The sequence below is a fragment of the Variovorax sp. 05T418 genome, assembly GCF_056396385.1.
The window spans coordinates 63,243-88,741 of sequence record NZ_JBFTLJ010000007.1 but is presented as its reverse complement, the minus strand read 5'-3'; the positions used below and the strand labels follow the sequence as shown (position 1 = coordinate 88,741).

The window sequence follows — 25,499 nt, the reverse complement described above, 5'->3', positions numbered from 1 at the left end:
CGATTTTCATTCGCCTGTTTTCTTCCACCGCCGTTCCGAGGAGCGCTTCCATGCCCAAGCTTCGTCTGCCGATCCCTTTCGGTGCTGCCGCTCTCGCGGTGGCCTTTGCCGCCCTGTTGCCGCACGTGGCCGCGCAGGCCCAGGAGAACGACACGCTCGCCAAGATCAAGGCGAGCGGCGCCATCACCTTCGGCTACCGCGAGTCGTCGTTCGGCTTCTCGTACCTCGACGGCAACCTGAAGCCGGTGGGCTACAGCATCGAGATCTGCAACCGCATCGTCGAGGCGGTGAAGACCGAACTCAAGTTGCCGGCCATCGAGATCAAGTACCAGGCCGTGACCTCGGCCAACCGCATTCCGCTGGTGCAGAACGGCACGGTGGACATCGAGTGCGGCTCCACCACCAACCTGGTCGAGCGCCAGAAGCAGGTGGCGTTCTCGCCCGACATCTTCCGCTACAACGTGCGCATGCTGGTGAAGGCCGATTCGGGCATCAGGAGCATTGCCGACCTGCAGGGCAAGACGGTGGCCACCACCACGGGCACCACCTCGTTCCGCCTGCTGCGCGAGGCCGACAAGGGCCGCAACCTCGAGGTCAACAACCTGGGCGGCAAGGACCACAGCGACTCCTTCCTGCTGGTGGAGAGCGGCCGTGCGCAGGCCTTCGTGCTCGACGACATCCTGCTGGCCGGCCAGATCGCGAATGCGCGCAATCCGAAGGACTTCATCATCACGGGCGAGAGCCTGCGCACCGAGAACCAGTCGCTGATGTTCCGCAAGGACGATCCGGCCTTCAAGGCGCTGGTGGACCGCGTGGTGTCGGGCATGATGAAGTCGGGCGAGATGGAGAAGCTCTACAACAAGTGGTTCATGTCGCCGATTCCGCCCAAGGGCATCAACATCAACTATCCGCTCAACGCCGAGACGAAGGAGGCCTTTGCCAACCCGTCGTCCAAGGGCATCTGACCCTTCCTGCCGCATGACCCGCATCGCACTGATCCACGCGCTCTCGCACTCGGTTGCGCCCATCAACGCCGCCTTCGAGCGCGACTGGCCCGAGGCCGTGCGCATGAACCTGCTGGACGACAGCCTCTCGGCCGACCTGGCGCGCGGCGGCAAAGGGCTCGACGCGGCGATGCACGAGCGCTTTCAGCGGCTCGCGCAGTACGCGGTCGACACGGGCGCCGAGGGCATCCTCTTCACCTGCTCGGCCTTCGGGCCCTGCATCGAGGCCGTGGCGCGGCGGCATGCGGGCATTCCGGTGCTCAAGCCCAACGAGGCGATGGTGGCCGAGGCCGCGCAAGGGCAGCAGGGCCGCCTCGGGCTCATCGCCACCTTCGCGGCCACGCTGGTGTCGATGCCGCCGGAGTTTCCGCCCGGCATCGCGCTCGAGCCCGTGCTGGCCGAAGGCGCGCTCGACGCGCTGAACGCCGGCGACACGCAGCGGCACGACGCGTTGATTGCCGCCCAGGCGGCGGCGCTGCGCGAGCGCGGCTGCACGCGCATTGCCCTTGCGCAGTTCAGCATGGCGCGCGCGCGTGCCGCCTGCGAAGCGGCCAGCGGCCTGCCGGTGCTCACCACCGTCGACAGCGCGGTGCGGGCCCTGCGGCTGCGCACGGATCAGGCTCTTCGATAAAGCCCGCAGATGCCAGGGGCCAGCTGAACCTGGCCTGACTCGATGCCTCGCCATAATTGCTGCTCTTTAAAGGAGTAAGCGTGGACATCGTTTTGCTGGTGAAGGCCGCCGTCATGGGCATCGTCGAGGGGCTGACCGAATTTCTTCCGATCTCGTCGACAGGGCATCTGATTCTTGCGGGCTCGCTGCTCGGTTTCGATGACGACAAGGCCAAGGTGTTCGACATTGCCATCCAGACCGGTGCGATCTTCGCGGTGATCCTGGTGTACTGGCAGAAGATCCACTCCACCGTAGTGGCGCTGCCAAGGCAGGCCAAGGCGCGGCGCCTCGCGCTCAACGTGGTCATCGGATTTCTCCCCGCCGTGGTGCTGGGCCTGCTGTTCGGCAAGATGATCAAGGCGCACCTTTTCATTCCCGTGGTGGTGGCCAGCACCTTCATCATCGGCGGCTTCATCATCCTGTGGGCCGAGAAGCGGCCGCCGGGCTCGGTGCGCATCGAGCATGTCGACGACATGACGATGTGGGACGCCCTCAAGGTCGGCCTGGTGCAGTGCTTCGCGATGATCCCGGGCACCAGCCGCAGCGGCTCGACCATCATCGGCGGCATGCTGCTCGGCCTGTCGCGCCAGGCGGCCACCGACTTTTCGTTCTTCCTGGCCATTCCGACGCTGATCGGCGCCGGCGCCTACAGTCTCTACAAGGAGCGCGCGCTGCTGTCGGTGGCCGACATTCCGCTGTTCTCGGTGGGGCTGGTGTTCTCCTTCATCAGCGCCTGGCTCTGCGTGCGCTGGCTGCTGAAGTACATCAGCACGCACGACTTCATTCCCTTTGCCTGGTATCGCATCGCCTTCGGCATCGTGGTGCTGGCCACGGCGTGGACCGGCACGGTGGTCTGGGCGGAATAAGCGCAGCAGCCGGCCCGGCGCTCAGGCGCCGTTCCCGTGCCCCAGGATGGCGCTCGCGGCACGGGCTTCCTGCCGCACCGCGGTGGCGATCGGGCCGTCGATGGCCGGGTCGAAGCCGCCCGTGGCGCCCAGCGCGGTCAGCACGGCGCACACCCGGCCCGCATAGTCGTAGACCGGCGCCGCCACGGCGCTGATGCCGCGCAGGTAGGTGTCCTTTACGCTCGCGCAACGGGCCAGTTGCACCTCGCGCCGCAGCTGGCCGATGGGGTCCTTCGCGTCCAGCGTGGCCCGCATGTCTTCCGGTGAATCGGCCAGTTCCTGCTCGGCCAGCGCCAGCACCCGCGACTCGTCGAGCAGGCCCAGGAACGCGCGGCCGGTGGCCGACCAGAGCATCGACATCACCGAGCCGGCGCGCACGTTCACCGTGACCGGCAGGCCCGGCTCCTCGAAGCGCACGATGGTCGGCCCCTTGTTGCCCATGACCGCGACGAAGCAGGTCACTTCCAGCGACTCGCGCAGCCGCACGAGGCAGGGCTCGGCCGCGCGGATCGGGTCCGCCTGGCGCATGGCGGCCAGGCCGATCTGGATGGCTTCCGTGCCCAGGTAGTAGTGCTGCGAGACGGCGTCCTGCAGCACCAGCCCTTCCTCCATCAGGCTGGCGAGGTAGCGGTGCACCTTGGCCGGGCTTTCGCCCACGTGGGCCGACAGGGCCGTGAGGCTGCTGCGGCCGCCCAGGTGGGCCAGCCCCTTGAGCACCGCCATGCCGGTTTCGGCCGATTGCACGCGCTGGCGGCGTTCGCGGGTCGCGGGTGAGAGAGGGGGGAGCTCCGGAGCTTGGGTCATGTGGGCTGCATGTTAGGTGCTGGGACCGGGCGCCGAGCGGCCGCTCGGGTTCAGGGTTGTCCCTTGAATCAAAATTACGCAATGCGTATGATAATTACGCAATACACAATCATGCCGGAGACATCCATGAAAAACCGCCTCGCTCGGTGCCTTGCCGTTCTTTCCCTTGCTGCCGCGGCAACAAGCGCCGGCGCCCAGGCCTTTCCCGCCAAGCCGATCCGCTGGCTCGTTCCGTACGCCGCCGGCGGCGGCTCCGACTTCCTCGCGCGCACGGTGGCGCAGACGCTTTCCACGCAGGTGGGACAGCCGGTGCTGGTGGACAACAAGCCCGGCGGCAACACCGCGCTGGCGGCGGCCGAGACGGCGCGCGCGCCGGCCGACGGCTACACGGTGCTGTCGGCCGACAACGGCACGCTGGTGTTCAATCCGGCGCTCTACAAGTCGCTCTCGTACAGCCCGACCAAGGACCTGGCGCCCGTCACGCTGATGGGCAAGTTCCCGATGATCCTGGTGGTCGGCGCCAATTCCGGCATCGCGACGGCCAAGGATTTCATCGCCAGGGCCAAGGCCAAGCCGGGCGACGTGAGCTACGCCTCGGCCGGCGCCGGCAGCCCGCACCACCTGGCAATGGAACTGCTCAAGGTGGAGGCCGGCCTTTTCATGGTCCATGTGCCGTACCGCGGCGCGGCGCCGGCGCTGGCCGACGTGGTGGGGGGGCAGCTGCCGGCCATGATGGTGGACCTGGCGGCCGGCGCCGGCTTCATCAAGGGCGGCAAGGTCCGCGCGCTGGCGGTGGCCAACCCGACGCGCCTGCCGCAGCTGCCCGACGTGCCCACCTTCGCCGAGCTGGGCTACAAGAACGTCGAGGCCGCCGCGCTGGTCGGCGTGGTGGTGCCCTCGGCCACGCCGCCGGAGGTGGTGAACACGCTCAACCGCCAGCTGGTGGCGGCCATCCATGAGCCCTCGGTGAACAAGCGCATGGTCGACTTCGGCGTCGAGCCGGTCGGCAACACGCCCGCGCAGTACACCGCGCTGCTGAAGGCCGAGACCGTGCGCTGGCACAAGCTGATCCGCGACTTGAAGATCACGCTGGACTGAGTCTGCTGCCATGTCCGATACCGCCATGCCTTCGCGCACTTCAGGCTGCCCCGTCGCGCACGGGCCGCTGTCTTCCGAGCGCACGCCCACCGGCTGCCCTGTGAGCGCGCGCGCCGCCGAGTTCGACCCCTTCGAGGACGGCTACCAGCAGGACCCGCCCGAATACGTGCGCTGGGCGCGCGAGAAGGAGCCGATCTTCTTCAGCCCCAAGCTCGGCTACTGGGTGATCACGCGCTACGACGACATCAAGGCGGTGTTCCGCGACAACATCACCTTCAGCCCCTCCAACGCGCTCGAGAAGATCACGCCCACCGGCGACGAGGCCAACGCCGTGCTCGCCTCCTACGGCTTCGCGCTGAACCGCACGCTGGTCAACGAGGACGAGCCCGCCCACATGCCGCGCCGCCGCGTGCTGATGGACCCGTTCACGCCCGAGGCGCTCAAGCACCACGAGCCGATGGTGCGCGAGCTGGCGCGCAGCTATGTCGACCGCTTCATCGACGACGGCCGTGCCGACCTCGTCGACCAGATGCTGTGGGAAATTCCGCTGACCGTGGCGCTGCACTTCCTTGGCGTGCCCGAGGAAGACATGGACACGCTGCGCAAGTATTCGATCGCGCACACCGTCAACACCTGGGGCCGGCCCAAGCCCGAGGAGCAGGTGGCCGTGGCGCATGCGGTCGGCAACTTCTGGCAGTACGCCGGCAAGGTGCTCGAGAAAATGCGCCAGGATCCCGACGCGCCCGGCTGGATGCAGTACGGCATCCGCAAGCAGAAGCTGCACCCCGAGGTGGTGACCGATTCGTACCTGCACTCGATGATGATGGCCGGCATCGTGGCCGCGCACGAGACCACCGCCAACGCCACCGCCAATGCAGTCAAGCTGCTGCTGCAGCATCCGCAGGTGTGGCAGGAGCTGTGCGAAGACCCGGGCCTCATTCCCAACGCGGTGGAAGAGTGCCTGCGCCACAACGGCTCGGTGGCCGCGTGGCGGCGCCTCGTCACGCGGGACACGCAGGTGGGCGGCGTCGACCTGCCGGCCGGCTCGCGGCTCCTGATCGTCACCTCGTCGGCCAACCATGACGAGGCGCATTTTTCCGATGCCGACCTGTTCGACATCCGCCGCGACAACGCCAGCGACCACCTGACCTTCGGCTACGGCTCGCACCAGTGCATGGGCAAGAACCTCGCGCGCATGGAGATGCAGATCTTCCTGGAGGAATTCACGCGGCGGCTGCCGCACATGCGGCTCTCGGAGCAGCGCTTCAGCTACGTGCCGAACACCTCGTTCCGCGGGCCCGAGCACCTGTGGGTCGAGTGGGACCCTGCGGCCAATCCGGAGCGCAGGAACCCCGCGCTGCGCGCGGTGCAGGTGCCGGTGCGCATCGGCGAGCCCTCGCGGCACGCGATCACGCGGCCGGTGGTGGTGGAGCGCGTGACGCCGGTGGCCGAGGGCATCGTGAAGCTGCGCCTGGTGTCGCCCGATGGCAAGCCGCTGCCGCGCTGGACCGCGGGTTCGCACATCGACGTGGAATGCGGCTCGCCCGAGCGGTCGCGCCAGTATTCGCTGTGCGGCGATCCGGGCGAAGCCGGCGTGCTCGAGATCGCGGTGCTGCATGAGCCCGAGGGCCGCGGCGGCTCGGCCTGGGTGCATGCGCAGGTGAAGGCGGGCGACCGGCTGCGCATTCGCGGGCCGCGCAATCACTTCCGGCTCGACGAGTCGCTGGCGAAGGCGATCTTCATCGCGGGCGGCATCGGCATCACGCCCGTCAGCGCGATGGCGCGCCGCGCGAAGGCGCTCGGCATGGACTACGAGCTGCACTACAGCGGCCGCAACCGCGCGCGCATGGCCTTCCTGGACGAGCTCGCGGCGCTGCACGGCGAGCGGCTGCAGGTCCATGCGAGCGACGAGGGGCGGCGCTGCGACCTGCGCGCGCTGCTTGCCGAGCCGGTGGCCGGTGCGCAGGTCTATGCCTGCGGACCGCTGCGCATGCTCGAGGCGCTCGAAGACTGCTGCGCCGCCTGGCCCGAGGGTGCCTTGCGCGTCGAGCATTTCGAGTCGACGCTCGCCACCCTCGATCCGTCGAAGGAGCAGGCCTTCGAGGTCGAGCTGAAGGATTCGGGCCTGGTGGTCAACGTGCCGCCCGGCCAGACCCTGCTGTCGGCGCTGCGCGCCGCCAACGTCGACGTGCAGAGCGACTGCGAGGAGGGGCTGTGCGGCTCCTGCGAAGTGCGGGTGCTGTCCGGCAAGGTCGATCACCGCGACGTGGTGCTGACCCGCCCGGAACGCGAGGCCCACAACAAGATGATGGCCTGCTGCTCGCGCGCCTGCGAAGGCCGGCTGGTGCTCGAGCTCTAGGGCTGGTCAGCGCGCCAGGGCGTGCCCGCCGCCCATGTGCGCCGTCTCGGCGCGCGAGCCAAGCGCCAGCTTTCTGTAGATGCCCTTGATGCGGCATTCCACCGCCAGCCGGGGCATCGCCAGCGCCTGGGCGACGTCGCGGTGCTCGAGCCCCTGCACCACCAGTTCGAGCGTCTTGCGCTCCTGCGGCGTCAGCGCCGCTTCGGGCATCGACCCCGGATCGGCCGCGTGCCCCGCATGCCAGGCCAGCACGCGCCGCGCAATGGCCGGATCGATGGTGGCGCCGCCCTGCTCGATGCTGCGCAGGCCGATGCTCAGCTCGAGGTCGTCGCGCTCCTTCAGGAGATAGGCCACCGCGCCGGCGCGGAGTGCGGAAAAAATGGTTTCTTCGCTGCGGGAGGCGGAAATGGCCACGGCGGGCACTTGCGGATGGTGGGCCTGCAGCCATTCGACGAGCTCGACCGCGTCGTCGCCAGGCAGGCCGATGTCCACCAGCATCACGCCGAAGCTCGGCTTTTCCAGCAGCTGCATGGCCATCTCGGCATCGTCGGCCCAGGTGATCTGCGGCTCGTCGCAGCCGAGCGTGGGCAAGATGTAACGCAGGCGTTCCTGCATTGCCGTGTCGTTTTCGACCACGAGCACCGAGCTCAGCGAAACGGTTTCGGCGGCTTCCGAGGAGAACATTTGGGCGGCATTCTGAGACTGTGGCCGAGAAACTGGGACGTTTTGACTTATTTTGCGCGAATGTTGCCGGAATTGACATTTATGTCCCCCGGTTTGCCCATGCCCTGAACAGGGCCTTGCACAGAGGGGCCGGACCGGGTGGCGCAACCCGCTCCGGCACGGGCCGGGACGGGAGTGCGCAGGCCCCTCAGGACGCCGCTGCCAGCGGCATGCGCAGCGCCAGCTGCGTCTGGCCGGGGCGCGACTGCAGCTGCAATTCGGCCCCCAGGCGGCGTGCGCGCGTGCGCAGGCTGCGCAAGCCCGCGCCGGCGCCCTTGTCGGCGCCGTCCACCACGAAGCCGCGGCCGTCGTCGCGTACGCTGAGCTGCAGTTCGGCGCCGGTGCGCGTCACCGCCACGTCGACGCGGCGGCTTGCGCTGTGCTTGAGCACGTTGGTCAACGCCTCCTGCAGGAAGCGCAGCAGATCCAGGCTCTGCGACGGCGGCAGCTCGAGCGTCTCGATGTTCGATACCTGCCAGCGGCAGTCGATGCCGTTCGCGTCGAGCAGCTGAGAGGTGCGGTGCCGCAGGGGCACGAGCAGTTCGCCGAAGGCCCGCGTGCCATCGTGCTGGCCGGTGGCCTCGATGATCAGCCGCAGGTCGTCGCGCAAGCGCTTGAGCATGGCGAGCAGTTCGGGCGCGGAGAGTTTCTCGGGTTTGCGTTCGAGCGTTGCGATGCTGCCGACCAGCATGCCGCCCAGCCCGTCGTGCAGGTCGCTCGCGAGGTTCACCCGCTCGCCGATGCGCGCATGCGCCAGCTCGAGCGCATGCTGCTGCGTCAGCGTGACGCCGAGTTCGGCCTTGGCCGCGTTCACTTCCTCGATCAGCTCGGTGTTGAAGTTCTCGATGCGCTTCAGGCTCTGCACGAAGCGCCCGGCCTGCGTCAGCGCCATGCCCAGCAGCAGGCCGTACGAGGACATGGTCGCGTAGTAGATGTTGCTGTCGATCACCTGCGTGAACACCAGCAGGTCGTGCGCGCCCGTTGCCGCCGACAGGGCCATGAAGGGCGCGAGCGAGCGCATCGGGCTGCGGCAATGGCGCAAGGCATGGATCAGCGCGGCGCTGTTCACCGCGATGATCGTGAGGCCGCCCACCAGCGTCCAGACGGCGCGGTGAGCGAGCAGGTTGGCGGAGCCGGCGAGCCACAGGTCGAGCACGCCGGCCACCGCGACCAGCAGCGCAAGGCCTTCCAGCCGCGGCATGCGCCGCTCGCAGAAGCGCAGCGCGAACACGGCGTAGGACACACTGAAGAGCAGCAGCAGCGAGGTGTTCAGCGCCTGCCAGCTGTGGTTGCTCGCAAAGGGCCAGGGGCTGGTGGCGATCTGGTTGTAGCCGAACAGGAGCCACAGCACCGACATCAGCGCGAACCAGCCGTAGGCCGTCTCGCGCCGGCGCATGGCCCACAGCGCGGCAAAGAAGGCCGAGACCGCGGCGCTCACCGCGAGGCCGAGCATCTGGAGATCGCGGCGCCAGACGCGCTCGAGTCCGTACTCCGCCTGCATGGCCGCGGGTGCGCCGAGGCTGACCGGACCCAGGCCGGCCTGGTAGGCGGACAGGCCCGAGACGCGCACCAGCAGCGTGTTGCGGCCCGCCCGCAGCAGCGGCGGCGCCAGCAGCCAGTAGCGCGGGCTGTTCCAGGCGCGGGTCAGCGGCTCGACCAGGCTGTGGTCGCGCCAGATCGGGGTGCCGTTGAACGACACCGCGCCGGCCATGTTGAGGTAGTGCAGCAGCAGGCCGGCCTCGGCGACCTCGGCGGGCTGGTCCCAGGTGAGCCGGTACCAGACCACGCCGTCGAAGCCGGGCCAGCGCGCAGCCCAGCTGTCGGGCAGGGCGACGGGCGTCCAGCCATCAGCCGGCGGGCCGGCGTCGTCCCAGCCGGTGCCGCGCACGGCTTCGACATGGAATGCAGCCCGGAATGCAGGGGCGGGCTGCGCCTGCGCCAGGCCGGCCGCGGCGAGAAGAACAACAACACCAAGGAGGAAGCCGGCGCCGGCCCGTGCAGCAAGCCATGCCGCAAGGCCCGGGCGCGCTCGTCGGCGGCCGGCCTGCGGTGGAGATTCTTCGTACGGCATTTACCAGCTTTCGGGGATGGCTTGGTCGGGATGCGAAATACACACTTCGTCTTACTTGTTTTATTTGCTTTCAAGGAGGAAGTCCATGCCCACACGAATCCATGACAGCGGCGCCCAAGTCGGCTTGCATGAGGCGCCAGCCGGAAAACAGCGGTGGGTGCGCGCATTGCGGCATCTGCCCGCGGTCGCGCTGCTGGTCGGGGGAAGCGCCTACGCAGCGGGTTTTGTCGATGGGAGTGCAGGCAATGCCGGTCCGGGAACCATCAACGGGACGGCAGGAACCGGTGGCGCTGCGGCCGCTGTCTCGGGAGACGGAGCCACCGCGCTCGGTGCGGGCGGCGACGGCGGCATGGGCACTGCGGGCGGCACCGGCGGCGCGGGCGGGGCAGGAGCCCGCGCGACCGCGGGCGGCGCGACAGCCGTCGGGGGCGGGGGGACCGGCGCGCTCGGCGAGGCGGGGGGAACCGGCGGCGCAGGGGGACGTGGCGCCCAGGCCACGGCCGGCGGCGCGATTGCGCTCGGCGCAGGTGGCGCGGGCACCGAGAGTTGCTGCCTCTACACCGGCCCGGCGGGCGGCAGCGGCGCGCAGGCTTCGGGCAATGCCGCCATCGCCATCGGCAGCGCCTCGGGCGCCAGCCAGGGCGCCGTGGCATCCGGCAACGGCAGCACCGCGATCGGCGGCGCCAACGCAGGTGCTTCGGGCGCGGCCGCCCTGGCAACGGGCGGCGTGGCGATCGGCACCGGCAGCCGGGTCGCGAGCGGCGCGACCGGCGGCGTGGCCATTGGCGCGAATTCCGTCGCCACGGCGGCCAACACGGTGTCCTTCGGGTCCACCGGCCAGACGCGCGGCCTGGTCAACGTCAGCGCCGGATCGGTGAACTCCACGAGCACCGACGCTGTCAACGGCAGCCAGCTGTACGCCGTGCAAAACGCTGCGGACCTGGCGCAGGCAACTGCCAGCGCCGCCACGGGCTCCGCGGTTCTTGCCCAGGCCGATGCGGCGCTGGCCCAGGGCACGGCGAACACCGCGCTTGCCACCGCAGGCACCGCGCAGACCACGGCCGTTGCCGCCCAGGGCACGGCAAATACTGCGCTCGCGAATGCGGCCACTGCTCAGGCCACGGCCAACGGTGCCCAGACCGCGGCGGCTGCCGCCCAGGGCACGGCGAACACCGCCCTGGGCGTGGCCAACAACTCGGTCCAGTACGGCCCGGGCGGTATGAGCGTCAGCCTGAACGCCAACGACGGCGCGGGAACCACGCTCAACAACGTGCGCGCCGGCACCGCCGCAACGGATGCCGCCAACGTCGGGCAGGTCCAGCAGGCGGAGCAAGGCGCCGTCACGGCCTCCAACAGCTTCACGATGCAGCAGGTGACTGCCCTGCAGAGCGTCATGAACCAGGCCCTTGCCAACGGCCTGTGCAGCTTCAGCGGGGGCAGCGTGACCTGCGGCACGGGCAGCAAGGCCACCGGCGCGGGTGCCACGGCCATGGGCACCAACGCCATTGCCGACGGCGAGGGCACCACCGCGCTGGGCAGCGGCGCCGAGGCCCGCCACGCCGGCTCGGTGGCCATCGGTGCCGGCGCCAGGGCGCTGGCCGATCCCACCACGGCCGTGGGCAACAACGCGGTGGCCACCGGCAACAACGCGGTCGCGCTGGGCGCCAACACGCTGGCCTCGGGCAGCAATGCGGTGGCGCTGGGCCAGGGGTCGGTGGCGGACCGCGACAACACCGTGTCGGTGGGCAATGCGGCCACCGGGCAGTTGCGCGGCATTGCGAATGTCGCCCCCGGCGTGCTGGGCACCGATGCCGTCAACGTCAACCAGCTGCAGCAGGCGGTGAGCAGCGCGACCAGCCAGGCGAACGCCTTTGCCGCGCAGGGCGTGGCGTCGGCACTGGCCATGCCGTCGATGCCGGCCCTGTCGGCGGGCAAGAAATGGATGGGTGCGGCGGTCGGCAACTACGCCGGCGCAGCGGCCATCGGCTTTGCCTTCGGCTACCAGGTCAACGACAACCTGAACCTGGGGCTGGGGGTTTCCACCGCCACCAGCAGCGGCAGCAGCAACCGCATTGCCGCCCGCGTGCAGGCCGGCTATTCGTGGTGAGGCGTGCAGGGAAGAACGCGTGCCCTCAGTCCAGCAAGCCGTGCCTGCGGGCCTGGTAGACGGCCTCGGTGCGTGAGCTGACGGCGAGCTTGCGGTAGATGTTCTTGGTGTGGCATTCCACGGTCAGCCGGGAGATCGACAGCGATTCGGCCATGTCGCGGTTGCTCAGCCCTTGCGCCACGAGTTCGAGGATCCGGCGCTCCCGCGGCGTCAGCGCGACGGGCAGCGTAGCGGGTGCATCGGCCGCCGGCACGGCGGGCGGCGAAGGCAGCTGCGCCGCAAGCCAGCCCAGGATATGGCGCGCAATGGCGGGATCGATCGGCGAGCCCCCCTGCTCGATGCTGCGAAGCGCAATGCCCAGTTCGAGATCGTCGCGGTCCTTCAGCAGGTAGCCGATGGCGCCGGCCCGCAGCGCCGCGAAGATGACGTCCTCGGTCCGGAAGGCCGAGATCACCACCGCGGGCACCTTGGGATGCTGCGCCTGCATCCAGCCGATCAGTTCGACCCCACTGCCGTCCGGCAGTCCGATGTCGACCAGCGCGATGCCGAAGCTCTGCGCATCGAGCAGTTCCTTGGCCGCGGCAATGCTGTCGGCCCAGGCGATCTGCGGCGCGCCGTGGCCGAGCGTGGCCAGCACATGGCCCAGGCGCTCGCGCATCGCGGGATCGTCTTCGACCACCAGCGAAGGGCTCAAGGAAACGCCTTCGACGGCTTCCGGCCTGGAATTGGACATATGTTTCCGTGCGATCAGCCCATCAGGTTGCGCAGCGCCGCTTCCACCGCCGCCGCGGTGGCCAGCGGCTTTTCCATGGGAAACAGGTGCGTGCCGTCGAGCATGGCGATGCGTCCCCGGGTGACCTTCTGGGTCATGGCCATGCCCACCTGCTTCATCTCGGCGGACTGGCGCCCGCCGATGAAGGCCGCCTTGCACTTGAGCGGATGGCGGCGCAGCAGCGCGCCCAGGTTGTGGGGCAGGGTGTCGTAGATGGCTGTTTCCACGTCGCGGTCGAAACTCAGCTCGCGCATGTCTTCGCTCGCGAAGGTGCCGTGGTCGATGTAGTCGTGCAGCACCTGCTCGTCCCACTTGGCAAAGGCCTTCTTGCTGCGGAAGTGCTCGAACACCGCTTCGCGGTGCGCCCAGCTGTTCCTGCGCTTGCGGCTGATGGCGCCGGGCGAAATGCTCTTCATGAGCGGCGTGCGCTTGACCACGTTGAGCGTGTTCGCGCGCCAGCCGCTGAGGACCGGCGAATCGAGCAGCACCACGCCGCAAGCAAGCGCCGGATGCAGCGCCGCGCACATCAGGCTCAGGATTCCGCCCAGCGAATGGCCGACCAGGAACACCGGGCCGCCGGCGCGGTCGGCATGCCGCTGCGCGAAGTCGGCCAGCTGTTGCACCAGGTGCGGCCAGTTGTCGGTGACGGGGTACTTCGGGTCGTGCCCGAATTTCTCGATGGCATCGACCTCGAAGCCGCGGCTGCGCAGGCTGTCCAGGACGACGCGGTAGGTGCTCGCGGGAAAGCTGTTGCCGTGCGAGAACACGACGGGAGGCATCGGCATGGCCGCGGTCGGCTTCAGATCAGCTTTTCGTCGGGCGTCGAGATCTTGCGCAGCGGGCTGTGCCGCGTGGCCGGCATCTTCAGCGGATGCTCGGTGGCGGAGTCGTCCCACACCGGGTCCTCGATGCTGTCGAACACCTCGCGCAGCTTCTGGCCCCAGCTGTTGTGCATCATGCGGTAGTAGGGGTTGTCGGCGTCGATGCAGATCACGCGGTCGGTCTCGAGCTTGTTGGCCTCGTACACCACCAGGTCGAGCGGCAGGCCCACGGAGAGGTTCGACTTCATGGTCGAGTCCATCGACACCAGCGCGCACTTGGCGGCCTCGTCCAGCGGGGTCTCGGGCGTGAGCACGCGGTCGAGCACCGGCTTGCCGTACTTGGATTCGCCCACCTGGAAGTAGGGCGTCTCGGTGGTGGCCTCGATGAAGTTGCCGGCCGCATAGACCAGGAACAGGCGCATGCCTTCGCCCTTGACCTGCCCGCCGAAGATGAAGGACACGTTGAAGTCCAGCCCCGCATGCTTGAGCGCCTCGGCGTCGCGGTCGTACACGTGGCGCACGGCCGAGCCGAGCACGCGCGCAGCATCGAACATGCTCTTGGCGTTCCAGATGGTGATGGGGTCGCCCTGCGAACCGTCTTCGCGCGTTTCGCGCAGTTCCTCGATCTGCAAAATTTCGCGCACCGACTGCGAGATGCTCAGGTTGCCCGAGGACAGCAGCACCATGACGCGGTCGCCCGGCTGCTCGTAGACGATCATCTTGCGGAAGGTGCTGATGTGGTCCACACCCGCATTGGTGCGCGAGTCGGAGAGAAACACCAGGCCGGCGTTGAGTTTGATGCCTACGCAATAAGTCATTTTTTCATCTCGCACGAAGGATGCCCGCTACGCGGCGCCGCGTTCGCGCGTGTTCAGTTTTTGTAAGGCATAGAGCGCGTCGAGCGCCTCCCGTGGCGTCATCGCATCGGGATCGAGCGCGGCCAGGGCGGATTCTACGGCGCTGGCCATGGGCGTTTCGGCCGCCGGGGGCGGGGCGAACAGGTCGACCTGCGCGCGCGTCTGGGCGTGCTGCGACTCCAGCGCCTCGAGCGCCTGCCGCGCGTGGTTGACCACCGCGGCCGGCATGCCGGCGAGTCGCGCCACCTGGATGCCGTAGCTCTTGCTGGCCGGGCCGGGCTGCATTTCGTGCAGGAACACGATGTCGCGGCCCGCCTCGGTGGCGCTCACGTGCATGTTCACGGCGCAGTGGTGCGTGGCCGGGAATTCGGTCAGCTCGAAGTAGTGGGTGGCAAAGAGAGTGAAGGCCTTGCTGCGGTCGTGCAGTTGGGCCGCGATGCCCGCGGCCAGCGCCAGGCCGTCGAAGGTGCTGGTGCCGCGGCCGATCTCGTCCATCAGCACCAGCGACTGGGCGGTGGCGCTGTGCAAAATTTGCGCGGCCTCGGTCATCTCGAGCATGAAGGTCGACTGCGCGTTGGCCAGGTCGTCCGCGGCGCCGATGCGGGTGTGGATGGCGTCGATCGGCCCGAGCCGGCAGGCCGCCGCCGGCACGTGCGAGCCGATGGACGCCAGCAGCACGATGATCGCCACCTGCCGCATGTAGGTTGACTTACCGCCCATGTTGGGGCCGGTGATCACCTGCATGCGCTGCTGCGGCCCGAGCTGCGTGTCGTTGGCGATGAAGCCGCCCGACGATTTTTCGGCCAGCCGCGCTTCCACCACCGGATGGCGGCCCTGCTGGATCTCGATGCAGGGGTGCGAGACGAAGCTCGGCGCGCGCCAGTGCAGCGTGTGCGAGCGCTCGGCCAGCGCGCACAGCGCATCGAGCGTGGCAATGGCGCCGGCCAGCTGCGTGAGCGCCGGCACCGAGGGCTGCAGCGTGTCGAGCAATTGCTCGTAGAGCCACTTCTCGCGGGCGAGGGCCCGGTCCTGCGCGCTCAGCGCCTTGTCCTCGAAGGCCTTGAGCTCGGGCGTGATGAAGCGCTCGGCATTCTTCAGCGTCTGGCGGCGGCGGTAGTTGTCGGGCACCTTGGAGAGCGCGCTTTGCGTGACCTCGATGTAGAAGCCGTGCACGCGGTTGAACTGCACCCGCAGGTTGCTGATGCCGGTGCGCTCGCGTTCGCTGACTTCGAGCTTCAGCAAAAAATCGTCGCAGTTCTCGCTGATCGCGCGCAGCTCGTCGAGCTCGGCGTCGTGGCCGGTGGCGATCACGCCGCCGTCGCGCACCAGCGCCGAGGGGTCGGGCTTGATCGCACTCGCCAGCAGGCCGGCGCAGCCCGGCGGCGGCGCGAGCCGTTCGATGATGCGGCCCAGCAGCTCGCCGGACGCCGGAAGCGCCGGGGCCAGCTGCTCGGCCTTCGCAAGCGCGAGGCGCAGCGCGAGCAGTTCGCGCGGGCGCACCTGCCTGAGCGCGATCCGCGCCGCGATGCGTTCCACGTCGCTGGTGTTCTTGAGCTGTTCGCGCAAGGTGCGCCAGGGCGCGGCGGTGCCGCCCAGCACCGTGGACTGGAGCGCGGCAATGGCTTCGAGCCGGGCCTGTGCCTCGCCGCGGTCGCGCCGGGGCGACAGCAGCCAGCGCTTGAGCAGCCGGCTGCCCATGCCCGTCATGCAGGTGTCGAGCAGCGAGAACAGCGTGGGCGAGTCTTCGCCGCGCAATGTCTGCACCAGTTCGAGGTTGCGCCGCGTGGTGGGCGGCAGCTCGACCAGGTCGCCGTCGCGCTCCACCGACAGGCGCTGCACATGCGACAGCGCGCGGCCCTGCGTGTGCTCGGCATAGCCCAGCAGCGCGGCCGCGGCGGCATGCGCGTTGGCGAGCGATTCGGCGTTCCAGGCCGCGAGGCTGTTGCTGCCCATCTGCTCGCTGAGCTTGCGCTCGCCCAGGCCGCCGTCGAACTGCCACGCGGGGCGGATCGAAAGCGTGAAGGGCGTGGCCGAACGCGCGGCCTTCAGGCGCTGCTCGAAAGCGGGCGTGACCTCGGCGCTGTACAGCAGCTCGCTCGGCGCGATGCGCGCGATCCAGGCTTCGAGCGCATCGGCCGGGCACTCGGCCAGCCGCAGCTCGGCACCCGTCACGCTGAGCCAGGCCAGGCCGCAGAAATTGCGCGTGCCCGCATGCACGGCGAGCAGCAGCGAATCGCTCTTGTCGTTGAGCAGTTCCGAATCGGTCAGCGTGCCGGGCGTGACCACCCGCACCACCTTGCGCTCGACCGGGCCCTTGCTCGCGCCGACTTCGCCCACCTGCTCGCAGATGGCCACCGATTCGCCCAGCTTGATGAGCCGCGCAAGATAGGTGTCGACAGCATGGAAGGGCACGCCGCACATCACCACGGGCTGGCCGGCCGACTGGCCGCGCTGGGTGAGCGTGATGTCGAGCAGGCGCGCGGCCTTTTCGGCGTCGGCCCAGAACAGCTCGTAGAAATCGCCCATCCGGTAGAACAGCAGGGTGTCCGGATGGTTCGCCTTGAGGCCCAGGTACTGCGCCATCATGGGGGTATGCCCGGAGAAGTCGCTGGTGGAGGGGGAGGGTTGCGCGGTCGTCGTTTTCACTCGGACGATTATCGGGGACGCGAATGCCTCGGACGGGCCGGCGCCCCACCTTTAAAATCCGCCGGCGCGAACCCCGCGCGAAAGAAACAAGGCGCCCATGGTCCACCCGGATGAATTCAAAGGCCCCGAAGCGGACGCGCTGCCCGACACCGCCACCGTGCCCGCAGAACTCGCCGCGCTGTACCTCTGCATGGCGCCGGCCCAGCTCGCCGACCTGCGCAAATCGAAACGGCCGGACGGCCGGGCAGGCAATGGCGCGTCCATCATCAAACCGGTGGAAGGCGGCGCGAAAGACCCGGTGCTCTACCAGCTCGGCACCTTGCGCGGCTTCGCAAAGACGCACACCGCCCCCACGGCCTTCGACACCGCGCTGGACTCCGGGCTGCCGGGCTGGGTGTCCGCGAGGCTGCCTTTCTTTGCCGAGCGCGAACCCCGCATCAAGCGCGGCCGCCGCGTACTCATCGGCGGCGCCTGGGACCGGGCGGACCCGCTGCGCGAGAAACGCTTCGCCGACCTGGCGAAGGGCCGCATCCGCTTCACGTCATTGACGTGCGCCGAAGCCGCCGCGAGCCTGTGGGCCGACGTGGCAAGCCACAGCGCGCTTGCCGAAAAGGGGCTCGCCCTGCTCAGGCGCGAGACCGCGGCCATCGATGCCGCGCTGGCGGCCACCGGGCAGCTGGCCGCGGCTTCCAATCCGGATGCGGTGGCCTGACCCGCTTCCTTCCAGACCGACCATGGACGAGTACCGATGCTGATCAACTGCGTGGCCTACGAGAACGGCGCCAAGCTTGCCGACATTCCGGTCGAGGACATCAGCGAGTACATCTCCCGGCCCGGCTGCTTCGTCTGGGTGGCGCTGAGCGACGCCACGCCGCAGGAGCTGGCCCAGATGCAGGAGGAGTTCAACCTGCATCCGCTCGCGGTGGAAGACGCCCAGCACGGCCACCAGCGGCCCAAGGTCGAGGAATACGGCGATTCGCTCTTCGTCGTGATGCACCTGGTCGAGCCCTCTGCCGAGGGCGAGCACTGCGTGAACGTGGGCGAGGTCGACGTCTTCGTCGGCAAGAACTACGTGCTGTCGGTGCGCAACCGCAGCCGGCAGGGCTTCCTGGGCGTGCGCGAGCGCTGCGAGCGCGAGCCCGAGCTGCTGCGCAATGGCGCGGGCTTCGTGCTGTATGCGCTGATGGATGCGGTGGTCGACCGCTACTTTCCGGTGATCGATGCGCTCGAGGTGGAGCTCGAATCCATCGAGCAGCAGATCTTCACGCAGGGCGGCGCGGCGCGCGACAAGATCAAGCAGCTGTACGACCTGAAGCGGCGCAGCATGATCCTCAAGCGCGCGGTGGCGCCGCTGGCCGAGGCGGCGGGCAAGCTGCATGGCGGGCGAGTGCCGCAGATCTGCATGAGCTCGCAGGAATATTTTCGCGACGTGGCCGACCACCTGGTGCGTATCAACGGCTCGATCGACGCCATGCGCGACACCATCGGCACGGCCATTTCGGTGAACCTTTCGATGGTCACGATCGAGGAGAGCGAAGTCACCAAGCGGCTGGCTGCCTGGGCCAGCATCTTTGCGGTGTGCACCGCGTTCGCGGGCATCTGGGGCATGAACTTCGAGCACATGCCGGAGCTGAAATTCCGCTATGGGTATCCGGTGGCGCTGGTGCTGATTGCGGCCACCTGCAGCTATCTCTACTACCGGTTCAGGCGCGCGGGCTGGCTCTGAGTTTTTTTCTTTCTCCCTCCCCTTCCGGGGAAGGAGCAAGTCACTCGTCGTGCGTATCGTGCGTGGCCACCGCACCGCGTCGCCAGTAGCCCGAGGCCCGGATCCACTTGGGGTTGGCGCCGCGTTCGCCCACGAGGTGCGCGCGCAAGGCCTTCGCAATCGCCGATTCGCAGCCCACCCAGGCGTGGAAGTCGCCGGCCGGCAGCGCCATGGCCCGCAGCGCATCGATCAGCACCGGGCTCAGGCCCGGTTCGGCGCCGTTGCGGTGCACCCACGTCAATGTGAGCTGCGCCTTCGTCTCGAACGGAACCTGGTCGGCTTTGCTGTCGACCTCGGCCAGCACCACCACCCGGCCACCGGCCGGCAGCTCGGCCAGGCGCCGCGCGATGGCGGGCAGGGCGGTGTCGTCGCCGATCAGCAGGTGCCAGTCGAAGGCCGTCGGTACGATGAACGAGCCGCGCGGGCCGCCCACGCCGAGCACATCGCCGGGCTTGGCCTGCTCGGCCCATTGCGTGGCGGGGCCGGCGTCGTGCAGCGCGAAGTCAAGTTCGAGCGTGTTGGCGCTGGCGTCGTGACGGCGCGGCGTGTAGTCGCGCATGGTGGGCCGGCCGCTCGCGGGCCACACCGGGCCGTCGGGCCCCACGGTCGGCAGCGTGAGCTGGCCGGTCACGGCATCGGGGAAAAAGATCTTGGCGTGGTCGTCGAAACCCGGGCTCGTGAAGCCCGCGAGGTCGTCGCCCGTGAGCGTGATGCGGATCAGGTGCGGCGTCACGCGCTGCACGGTCTTGACCGTGAGCTGGCGAAAGCGAAGCTCGTGGCGCACGCGGCGCGGCGTGCGGTCGGGTGTGGTGGAAGCAGAAGTGGTTGTGAAGTCGGTCATTTCAAAAGAAGAAGTTCAGATGCGCTCTAGCTGTTGAGCGGCGCTGTCGAGCACCGCGGCGAAATCGTGGGCTTGTTGTTCGGTGAGGGGGGCGCCCGAGAGGCGCATGCGCATCGCGAGCTTGAGGTTCTCGATGGCGCGCGTGACCTGCGGCGGGCGGCCGCCGCGCGGGCCGGCGCCGTCGACGCCGCCGCTCATGCGGGCCATCATGGCGTCGGCCGTGTCGCGGTTGGCGGCCAGGAATTCCCGGCCGCCGGCGGTGATGCTGTAGCGCTTGCGCCCGCCGGTGTCGGCCGTTTCCACGCTCAGGTAGCCCATCTCCTCGAGCAGCGTGAGGGTGGGGTAGACCACGCCGGGGCTGGGCGCGTAGCTGCCGCCCAGGCGGTCTTCGATAGCCTTGATGAGCTCGTAGCCATGGGCGGGCTTGTCGGCGATGAGCTGCAGCAGCACGAAGCGCAGGCCGCCATGGCCGAACACCCGTCCGCCGCCGCGTCCGCCGCGGCCTCCGCCGTGCATGCGCTCTTCGCCGCCGTGACGTCCACGGCCGCCCGAGAGGCCGTCTTCGTGTTCGCCGCGCGGAGAGTGGCAGTGGTGAGAGTGGTGGTGGCCGAAGTGGAAATGTCGCATGATCGATGCCTTCTCGATGTGTATCTGACTTATTTTAGATATATCTAAATAAAAGTCAAACCGATACGCATCCGAATGCCCCGAGGGGCGCGTTGCCCTCAGGGGCGCGGCGCCTGGGCGGCGGCCACGAAGCGCCGCTGCCGCATCCATTTGGTCGCCACCCACTTCTCTCCGCGCAGCACGGGCGCGCCCGCGTGCAGCGATGCGTGGTCCACCTGGCCGAGGCTGTTGCAGTACTCGAAGTACACCGCGCCGCCGCGTTGCGGCGACACCGACCACCCCGTCTCCGGAAACACCGTTTCGCCGCCTTCTTCCACCTCGTTGAGGTAGGCCACGAGCGTGCTCACGCGCTGGCCGCTGCGTTGCAGCGAGGCCTGGTTGGCGGCGTTCGACGGCACCAGGAAATCGAAATGCGGCAGGCTCTGCGCGCCGGCCGGGTAGTGCAGCACCTGCAGGCCTTCGCCGTTTTCCACCGGCAGGTTCATGAGTTCGGACAGGCGTTCGTCGAGCCGCGCGATGAAGGCGTTTTCGCGCAGCCGGAAGAACATGCCCAGGCTGCTGCGCTGTGCCCCCGAGCGGTTGCGTCCGGTCAGCGGATCGACGCTGGTGGAGGGCGCGAGCCGCGGCCGGGCCAGTGCGATCAGCGCCTCGCATTCCTCGGCGCTGAAGACGTCGCTCAGCACCGCGAGGACCGGCTGCGCCGCGCGCGCCGCCACGCGCACGATGCGGTCCGCGGTGCGGATCGATGCGCCCGGCGGCAGCCGCGATGCTTCGTGGCGGTAGGCCGGCGCCACCGTGACCGAATCGGTCGGCACGGGGCCCGCGGTGCGCAGCGCGAACACGAAGGCGTCGACGATGGCCTTGGCCGCATCAGGCGGCATGTCCTGCGTGCGCATGGCCTGCACCACCTGCGCGGGCGTGCAGCCCTGGCGCAGGTTGTGCAGCACCCAGTCGCTCAGCGCGGGCGAAAAGCGCAGCACGGCATCCATCGGGTCAGATGCCCTCTGCAGCCCAGCCAGTGGGCGTGCGCCTGAAGTTCTGCTTGAGCTGCATCGTGCCGGCCCCGCGCACCACGCGGTCCACCATCGGAAAGACCTGCTGCACGTCGGCGTCGCCGGTCCACGGCGCGGCGTCGATCCTGTAGGTGTAGGTGACGGCGACGGCCGATGCGTCCTTGGCCGCTTCCCAGCCCACGATCCTGTCGAGCGTCAGGTGGGCGGCGCAGAAATCGCCCTGCGGCTCGCGCGCGTGGAAGTATTTCTTTCCTTCGTCGGTCAGCGCATAGCGCGTGACGGTGACCTGGGTGGGCTGCTCGCCTTCCCTGGCTTCCCCGACCTGGGCCGTGGACGCGCTCACCAGCCCCAGGTGCTCCAGCACCGGCATCTGCACGGCGTTGCGCGCGCGCGTGCCGGCTTCGCGCTGCGGCACGTCGATGGGCCAGCGGGTCTTGCCCAGGCACAGGTCGCCCTTGGCCGCGAGATAGGTGTTCATCGCGGCGGTCAGGTCCTGCAGATTGGCCTGGGGCTGCTGCGGGCCGCAAGCGGCGAGCATGGCGAGCGCGGCCGCAGCCAGTGCCGTGGGGATTTTTCTGTTGTTGTTCATGGAAGAGGGAGAAGGGATCAGTTGGCGCAGGCGCCGGGCTTCGCGGGCGCCGCGGGTTGGGTGTCCGCGTCGCTCAGGGTGTGGAGGAAGCAGACCAGGTCGGCCATGTCCTGCTCGGACATGGGGGGCGCCGAGCCCGCGGCGCGGCCGTCCATCGGCAGTTGCGTGTCGATGTTCGATGCGTAGGCGGCCGGCAGGTCGTCGTACTTTTGCACCTTGCCGCCCGTGTACTGGGTGGTGACGAGGCCGTAGGCCGGAAAGCCGGGGTCGTTCTTCGCCTTCGGCGTGCCGCCCACGGTGGGATACCAGAGCTCGGGCTGGGTGTCGCGCGTGTTGTAGAAGCGGATGACCTGTTCCAGCGAATGCATCACGCCGTTGTGGAAGAAGGCCGTGCGCGTTGCCACGTTGCGCAGTGTCGGCGCCTTGAACATGCCGCAGAAGCCGTTCGCGGCGTTGGGCGCCGCCGGCGCATGGTCGGTGCGCATCGGGCCGCACACGCCCATGTCGAAATACTGCACGTTGTTGTTGGCGGGAATGCCGGCGTTGCGCGGCACGCCGATGGCCTCGTAGGAAAAGTCGGTGAACAGCGCGGAACTGCCGCCGAGGCCCGCGCCCTGGTAGTGGCACGAGGCGCAGTTGCCGGTGTCCGGATTGGTGAACACCTTGAGGCCGCGCGCTTCGGCGGGCGTGAGCGCGCCGCCGATCTTGTTGCCCGCGTACAGGTCGAACTTGCTGCTGTACGGATGAAAGCTCTTGTCCTCGAGCTGGTAGGCCTGCAAGGCCTGCAGCGCATTGGCGAAGGCGGCGTCGCTGTCGTCGAAGGCCTTGGCACCGAAGGCCTTGGCGATGAGCGGGGCGTAGTCGGCGGCCTGGAGCTTCTTCACCACGTCGGCGCTGCTGGCGTTGGCCATCTCGAGCGGATCGAGCAGCGGGATGTGGGCCTGGGCGGCCAGCGTGTCGGCGCGGCCGTCCCAGGCCAGCCCGCCGCCCGGGCCCGGCACGCTGACGCCGTCGGGGTTGTCCAGCAGGTCGGCGTAGGGCGGGGTCACCTCCTTGTAGCGCAGCGAGGGCACGGCGCGCAGGCCGGCCCGGTCCATGTGCGGGCCGCCGAGCTGCACCGAAAGACCGTTGGCCGGCGCGTGCGCATGCGCCGGGTCGTGGCAGCTCGCGCAGGACATGGCGCCGGAGCCCGAGAGGTTCTTGTCGAAGAACATCTTCTGGCCCACCTGCGCTGCAAGGCTCAGCGTGCCGGAGGGCGCGGGCGCCGCGGGGGCGGCACCGGCAGCCGCGGCGGCCGCAACCGCACCCGGCGGCACGGAAGCAGCGCCGCTGCCGTTGCTGCCGCCGCATGCGACCAGCAACGTGCCCGCGCCGAGCGCCGCCAGCGCGAGCCGGCCCGCGCGCGCCGCCGCCGCCGGCCCTTTCGGGCCTGAACGGCGCAGCCTCATTGCTTCAGCGACCAGACATTGAGCTGGTTGGCGTCCGGCCCGACCTGCGCCGTGGTCGACACGTCGCCCGACTGCTTCTGCGTGTAGCCCGCCGGAATCACGAAGGCATGGTTGATCGGCCGCACGCTGTCGAAGTGCGTGTCCGCGCTGCCTGCGTATTCGGGCAGGTTCACGATGTTCTGGGCGATGAAAGCCTCGGTGTACTTCGAGCGGTTCATGTACGTGCCGTCGACCGCCGGGTCGGCCAGCTGGAACATGTCCTGCAGCGTGCGCACGAACGAGAAGTGGCTGTAGGCATCGCTGTCGGACACGCCCTTGGGCGCGCCGGCCTGGTTGGTCAGGATGCCGAAGATGCTCTCGCCGTGGCCGCGGTTGCCCTTGGTGTAGTTGTTGATGCTCGCGTCCACCGACCAGCTGCCGTCCGCGTTCTGCTTGACCGGATTGGCGACCGTGCTGTTCGACACGTTCCAGCCGCAGCAGGAGTTGAAGCCGCTGGTGGCGCTGCCCTCGTCGAACATCAGCACGATGGCCACGCGCTTTTGCGGGTTCTGCCACAGCGGCGAAGCCTGGATGCGCTTGACCGTGTAGTCGACGTAGTTGTCGCCGCGCGTGATGATCGGCGAGACGGCGCTGGTCGACACGTTGTTGGCCACGCTGGCGCAGTCGCTCGCGGTGCCGACGCCGCCTGCGCCCTTCACGCTGATGCCGTGCATGTCGTCGCACTGGTCCGGCACCAGGAAGTTCAGGTTGCCGACGTTGCCGCTGGCCAGGTCGGTGCCGAGCTGGTCGTAGTCGTAGCTGGCGGGAATGGCGTAGTCGGTGCTGTTCTTCAGCGCCGCGTCCCATTGGCCGCCGCCCATGGTGCGGTTGCTGTACTTCCATTCGGGCGCGCTGCGCACGTTCTGGTAGGCCATGCCGGGGTGGTGCTTGGTCTTGTACAGGCCGCCCGGCAGCGGCAGCGTGAGCGTGGCGTCGCCAATGGCCGTGGTGTTGCCGCCCAGCGTGCCCGGCGCGTAGACGTTGTCCTTGGCGGTGACGGCGGCATCGGCCACGCTGTCGGTGCGGAAGTCCTGGCCCGGGTTCATCGATTCGCTGTAGGTGCGCCAGGTCAGGCCGGCATTGGTGATCGCATTGAACAGGTTCGTCCTGCCGACGATGTTGTGGTTCACCGCGGCGGCCTGGGTGCAGGTGGCTGCAAAGGGCGACTTGGCCAGGCCCGGCTGGGTGTTGTCGGGCACGGGCAGGTCCTGCACGGCGTTGGCGCCGGTGGCGTCGCAGTTCCATTGGCTGTCGTCCGTGATGCCCCAGTCGTCGGCGCCGCCCAGGGCCGTGTAGTTGGGCTCGCTCGGGTTGCCGGTGGCGTAGTAGCTCACCAGCTGGTTGCCGGCCTTCAGGTAGCCGTTGATCTTGGGCGCATAGGCCGAGTTCAGGATCGACATCGTGGCCTTGTTCTCGAGCATCACGATGAAGATGTTGTCGTAGCGCGGAATGCCCTCCACATTGAACGCCGCCTGCTGCGATTGCAGGAAGGTGATGGGCTTCCGGTTGTCCGCGACGTTGGCCGTGGCCGCGGTCACGCCGGCCATGCCCGCGAGGCGCGGATCGCCGCCGGGGTTGGCCAGCGCGTCGGGGAACTTGTCGCCGCGGTCGAGCTTGGTGGTGGCGTAGGCGAAGCGGTTGTTCAGTGCATTGGCTTCATTGAGCAAGGCGGTCTGCACGGCGCCGCTGGCGGCATTGACATCACCGAGCAGGGCGCCCACGGGCACGCCCAGGCGCGCGGCCAGGTTCTGCTTCTCGGCGGCATAGCTCGTGCCGTTGGCCTCGACCAGCCGCGCCACTTCGGAGGACAGCGGGCTGACCACCACGGCCGCGCCCTGTTCCTGCACTTGGTCGAGCATGACGCGCAGCACTTCGCGCGTGGGCACGCTGGTGTTGGTGGCGGTGTTCTTCGCACTGGTGCCGATGTCGGCGATGAGTGCCGAGGGGCCGGGCAGCGACAGGCTGAACCTGCCGCCGGCATCGGTGACCGCGGCCGGCTCGCCGCTGTCGCAGCGGCCGTTGCCGTTGCTGTCCACGCAGACGGTGGCGCCGGCGTAGTAGCCCGGCGTGACCACCGGGTCGGTGCTGCTGCCGGGCTTGAAGGCGCTGGCCGTGAGGACGCCGCTGAAGGTGGTGCTGCTGGCCTGGTTCGCGGGCGGCGGCAGGAAGGCTGCCGGGCCGGCGCCGTGGCCGCCGCCTCCGCACGCGGCCAGCAGCGAGGCTGCGAGCACGCTCAGGGTGGGGTACAGCAAGCCGGATCTGATGTTTGGAATGGCTTTTTTCAATTCGTTCTTTCGACGTGGAAGGGCATGACGCAGCGCGGCGCGGCGCTGCGTCGGC

Annotated in this window: 21 protein-coding genes; 8 read left to right on the top strand and 13 right to left on the bottom strand. The window is 68.9% G+C overall.

The genetic code is table 11. The features are described from left to right. Positions 1 to 50: 50 nt before the first annotated feature. From AC1DMS_RS15925 to AC1DMS_RS15915, 3 genes are all read left to right on the top strand, one after another. Complete coding sequence (locus AC1DMS_RS15925) at positions 51 to 965, top strand: amino acid ABC transporter substrate-binding protein (RefSeq protein ID WP_062366304.1); 915 nt, start codon at positions 51 to 53, stop codon at positions 963 to 965. Positions 966 to 978: 13 nt separating this feature from the next. Beyond that, positions 979 to 1,635, top strand: coding sequence for an aspartate/glutamate racemase family protein (locus AC1DMS_RS15920; protein ID WP_478181370.1), 657 nt, complete (start codon positions 979 to 981; stop codon positions 1,633 to 1,635). 80 nt (positions 1,636 to 1,715) lie between these two features. Further along, positions 1,716 to 2,540 (top strand): undecaprenyl-diphosphate phosphatase, encoded by an 825-nt coding sequence (locus tag AC1DMS_RS15915; protein ID WP_012748694.1) that lies wholly within the window; start codon positions 1,716 to 1,718, stop codon positions 2,538 to 2,540. A gap of 21 nt (positions 2,541 to 2,561) precedes the next feature. On the opposite strand, the gene AC1DMS_RS15910 is transcribed toward AC1DMS_RS15915, so the two are convergent. After that, positions 2,562 to 3,383 carry an IclR family transcriptional regulator gene (locus AC1DMS_RS15910; protein ID WP_062366306.1) on the bottom strand — a complete coding sequence of 274 codons (822 nt, stop codon included), beginning with the start codon at positions 3,381 to 3,383 and terminating at the stop codon, positions 2,562 to 2,564. Between the two features lie 126 nt (positions 3,384 to 3,509). On the opposite strand from AC1DMS_RS15910, the gene AC1DMS_RS15905 reads away from it, so the two are divergent. Continuing rightward, a complete protein-coding gene (locus AC1DMS_RS15905) occupies positions 3,510 to 4,481 on the top strand; it encodes a Bug family tripartite tricarboxylate transporter substrate binding protein (protein WP_478181369.1) in 972 nt (323 codons plus the stop codon). A gap of 10 nt (positions 4,482 to 4,491) precedes the next feature. After that, complete coding sequence (locus AC1DMS_RS15900; protein WP_478181368.1) at positions 4,492 to 6,840, top strand: cytochrome P450; 2,349 nt, start codon at positions 4,492 to 4,494, stop codon at positions 6,838 to 6,840. Between the two features lie 6 nt (positions 6,841 to 6,846). Here the strand turns inward: AC1DMS_RS15900 and AC1DMS_RS15895 are convergent, their stop codons facing one another. Together AC1DMS_RS15895 and AC1DMS_RS15890 are read right to left on the bottom strand one after the other, a co-directional pair. Beyond that, a complete protein-coding gene (locus AC1DMS_RS15895; RefSeq protein WP_307591993.1) occupies positions 6,847 to 7,524 on the bottom strand; it encodes a response regulator transcription factor in 678 nt (225 codons plus the stop codon). Between the two features lie 187 nt (positions 7,525 to 7,711). Beyond that, positions 7,712 to 9,634 (bottom strand): sensor histidine kinase, encoded by a 1,923-nt coding sequence (locus tag AC1DMS_RS15890; protein ID WP_478181367.1) that lies wholly within the window; start codon positions 9,632 to 9,634, stop codon positions 7,712 to 7,714. 85 nt (positions 9,635 to 9,719) lie between these two features. Here AC1DMS_RS15890 and AC1DMS_RS15885 point away from each other — a divergent pair, with 85 nt between their 5' ends. Further along, positions 9,720 to 11,741 carry a YadA family autotransporter adhesin gene (locus AC1DMS_RS15885; RefSeq protein ID WP_478181366.1) on the top strand — a complete coding sequence of 674 codons (2,022 nt, stop codon included), beginning with the start codon at positions 9,720 to 9,722 and terminating at the stop codon, positions 11,739 to 11,741. A gap of 25 nt (positions 11,742 to 11,766) precedes the next feature. Here the strand turns inward: AC1DMS_RS15885 and AC1DMS_RS15880 are convergent, their stop codons facing one another. From AC1DMS_RS15880 to mutS, 4 genes are read right to left on the bottom strand one after another with little or no spacing between them, the layout of a single operon-like run. Next, a complete protein-coding gene (locus tag AC1DMS_RS15880; RefSeq protein ID WP_478181365.1) occupies positions 11,767 to 12,474 on the bottom strand; it encodes a response regulator transcription factor in 708 nt (235 codons plus the stop codon). 14 nt (positions 12,475 to 12,488) lie between these two features. Next, positions 12,489 to 13,298 (bottom strand): alpha/beta hydrolase, encoded by an 810-nt coding sequence (locus AC1DMS_RS15875; RefSeq protein ID WP_436300420.1) that lies wholly within the window; start codon positions 13,296 to 13,298, stop codon positions 12,489 to 12,491. A 14-nt stretch (positions 13,299 to 13,312) separates the two neighbouring features. Continuing rightward, complete coding sequence (locus tag AC1DMS_RS15870; RefSeq protein WP_012748685.1) at positions 13,313 to 14,152, bottom strand: proteasome-type protease; 840 nt, start codon at positions 14,150 to 14,152, stop codon at positions 13,313 to 13,315. Between the two features lie 27 nt (positions 14,153 to 14,179). After that, complete coding sequence (mutS, locus tag AC1DMS_RS15865; protein ID WP_478181479.1) at positions 14,180 to 16,777, bottom strand: DNA mismatch repair protein MutS; 2,598 nt, start codon at positions 16,775 to 16,777, stop codon at positions 14,180 to 14,182. Positions 16,778 to 16,934: 157 nt separating this feature from the next. Between mutS and AC1DMS_RS15860 the strand changes: the two genes are divergently transcribed. Both AC1DMS_RS15860 and corA read left to right on the top strand, forming a co-directional pair. Then, on the top strand, positions 16,935 to 17,549 hold the full coding sequence (locus tag AC1DMS_RS15860; protein ID WP_478181364.1) for a hypothetical protein: 615 nt from the start codon (positions 16,935 to 16,937) through the stop codon (positions 17,547 to 17,549). Positions 17,550 to 17,585: 36 nt separating this feature from the next. Beyond that, entirely contained in the window at positions 17,586 to 18,563 is a 978-nt protein-coding gene (corA, locus tag AC1DMS_RS15855) for a magnesium/cobalt transporter CorA (RefSeq protein WP_478181363.1), read from the top strand. A gap of 40 nt (positions 18,564 to 18,603) precedes the next feature. On the opposite strand, the gene AC1DMS_RS15850 is transcribed toward corA, so the two are convergent. The 6 genes from AC1DMS_RS15850 to AC1DMS_RS15825 all read right to left on the bottom strand — a co-directional run bounded on the left by AC1DMS_RS15850 (position 18,604) and on the right by AC1DMS_RS15825 (position 25,411). Then, the gene (locus AC1DMS_RS15850) at positions 18,604 to 19,443 is read right to left on the bottom strand and encodes a siderophore-interacting protein (RefSeq protein ID WP_478181362.1); all 840 of its coding nucleotides are present in this window, start codon (positions 19,441 to 19,443) and stop codon (positions 18,604 to 18,606) included. Between the two features lie 15 nt (positions 19,444 to 19,458). Then, positions 19,459 to 20,070 (bottom strand): PadR family transcriptional regulator, encoded by a 612-nt coding sequence (locus AC1DMS_RS15845; protein ID WP_436300417.1) that lies wholly within the window; start codon positions 20,068 to 20,070, stop codon positions 19,459 to 19,461. A 98-nt stretch (positions 20,071 to 20,168) separates the two neighbouring features. Beyond that, positions 20,169 to 21,059 carry a 2OG-Fe(II) oxygenase gene (locus AC1DMS_RS15840; protein ID WP_478181361.1) on the bottom strand — a complete coding sequence of 297 codons (891 nt, stop codon included), beginning with the start codon at positions 21,057 to 21,059 and terminating at the stop codon, positions 20,169 to 20,171. Between the two features lie 4 nt (positions 21,060 to 21,063). Beyond that, on the bottom strand, positions 21,064 to 21,672 hold the full coding sequence (locus tag AC1DMS_RS15835; RefSeq protein WP_478181360.1) for a hypothetical protein: 609 nt from the start codon (positions 21,670 to 21,672) through the stop codon (positions 21,064 to 21,066). A 17-nt stretch (positions 21,673 to 21,689) separates the two neighbouring features. Further along, positions 21,690 to 23,120 (bottom strand): cytochrome-c peroxidase, encoded by a 1,431-nt coding sequence (locus AC1DMS_RS15830; RefSeq protein WP_478181359.1) that lies wholly within the window; start codon positions 23,118 to 23,120, stop codon positions 21,690 to 21,692. Beyond that, positions 23,117 to 25,411 (bottom strand): alkaline phosphatase family protein, encoded by a 2,295-nt coding sequence (locus AC1DMS_RS15825; RefSeq protein ID WP_478181358.1) that lies wholly within the window; start codon positions 25,409 to 25,411, stop codon positions 23,117 to 23,119. The genes AC1DMS_RS15830 and AC1DMS_RS15825 overlap by 4 nt, the downstream gene beginning before the upstream one ends. Positions 25,412 to 25,499 lie beyond the last annotated feature (88 nt).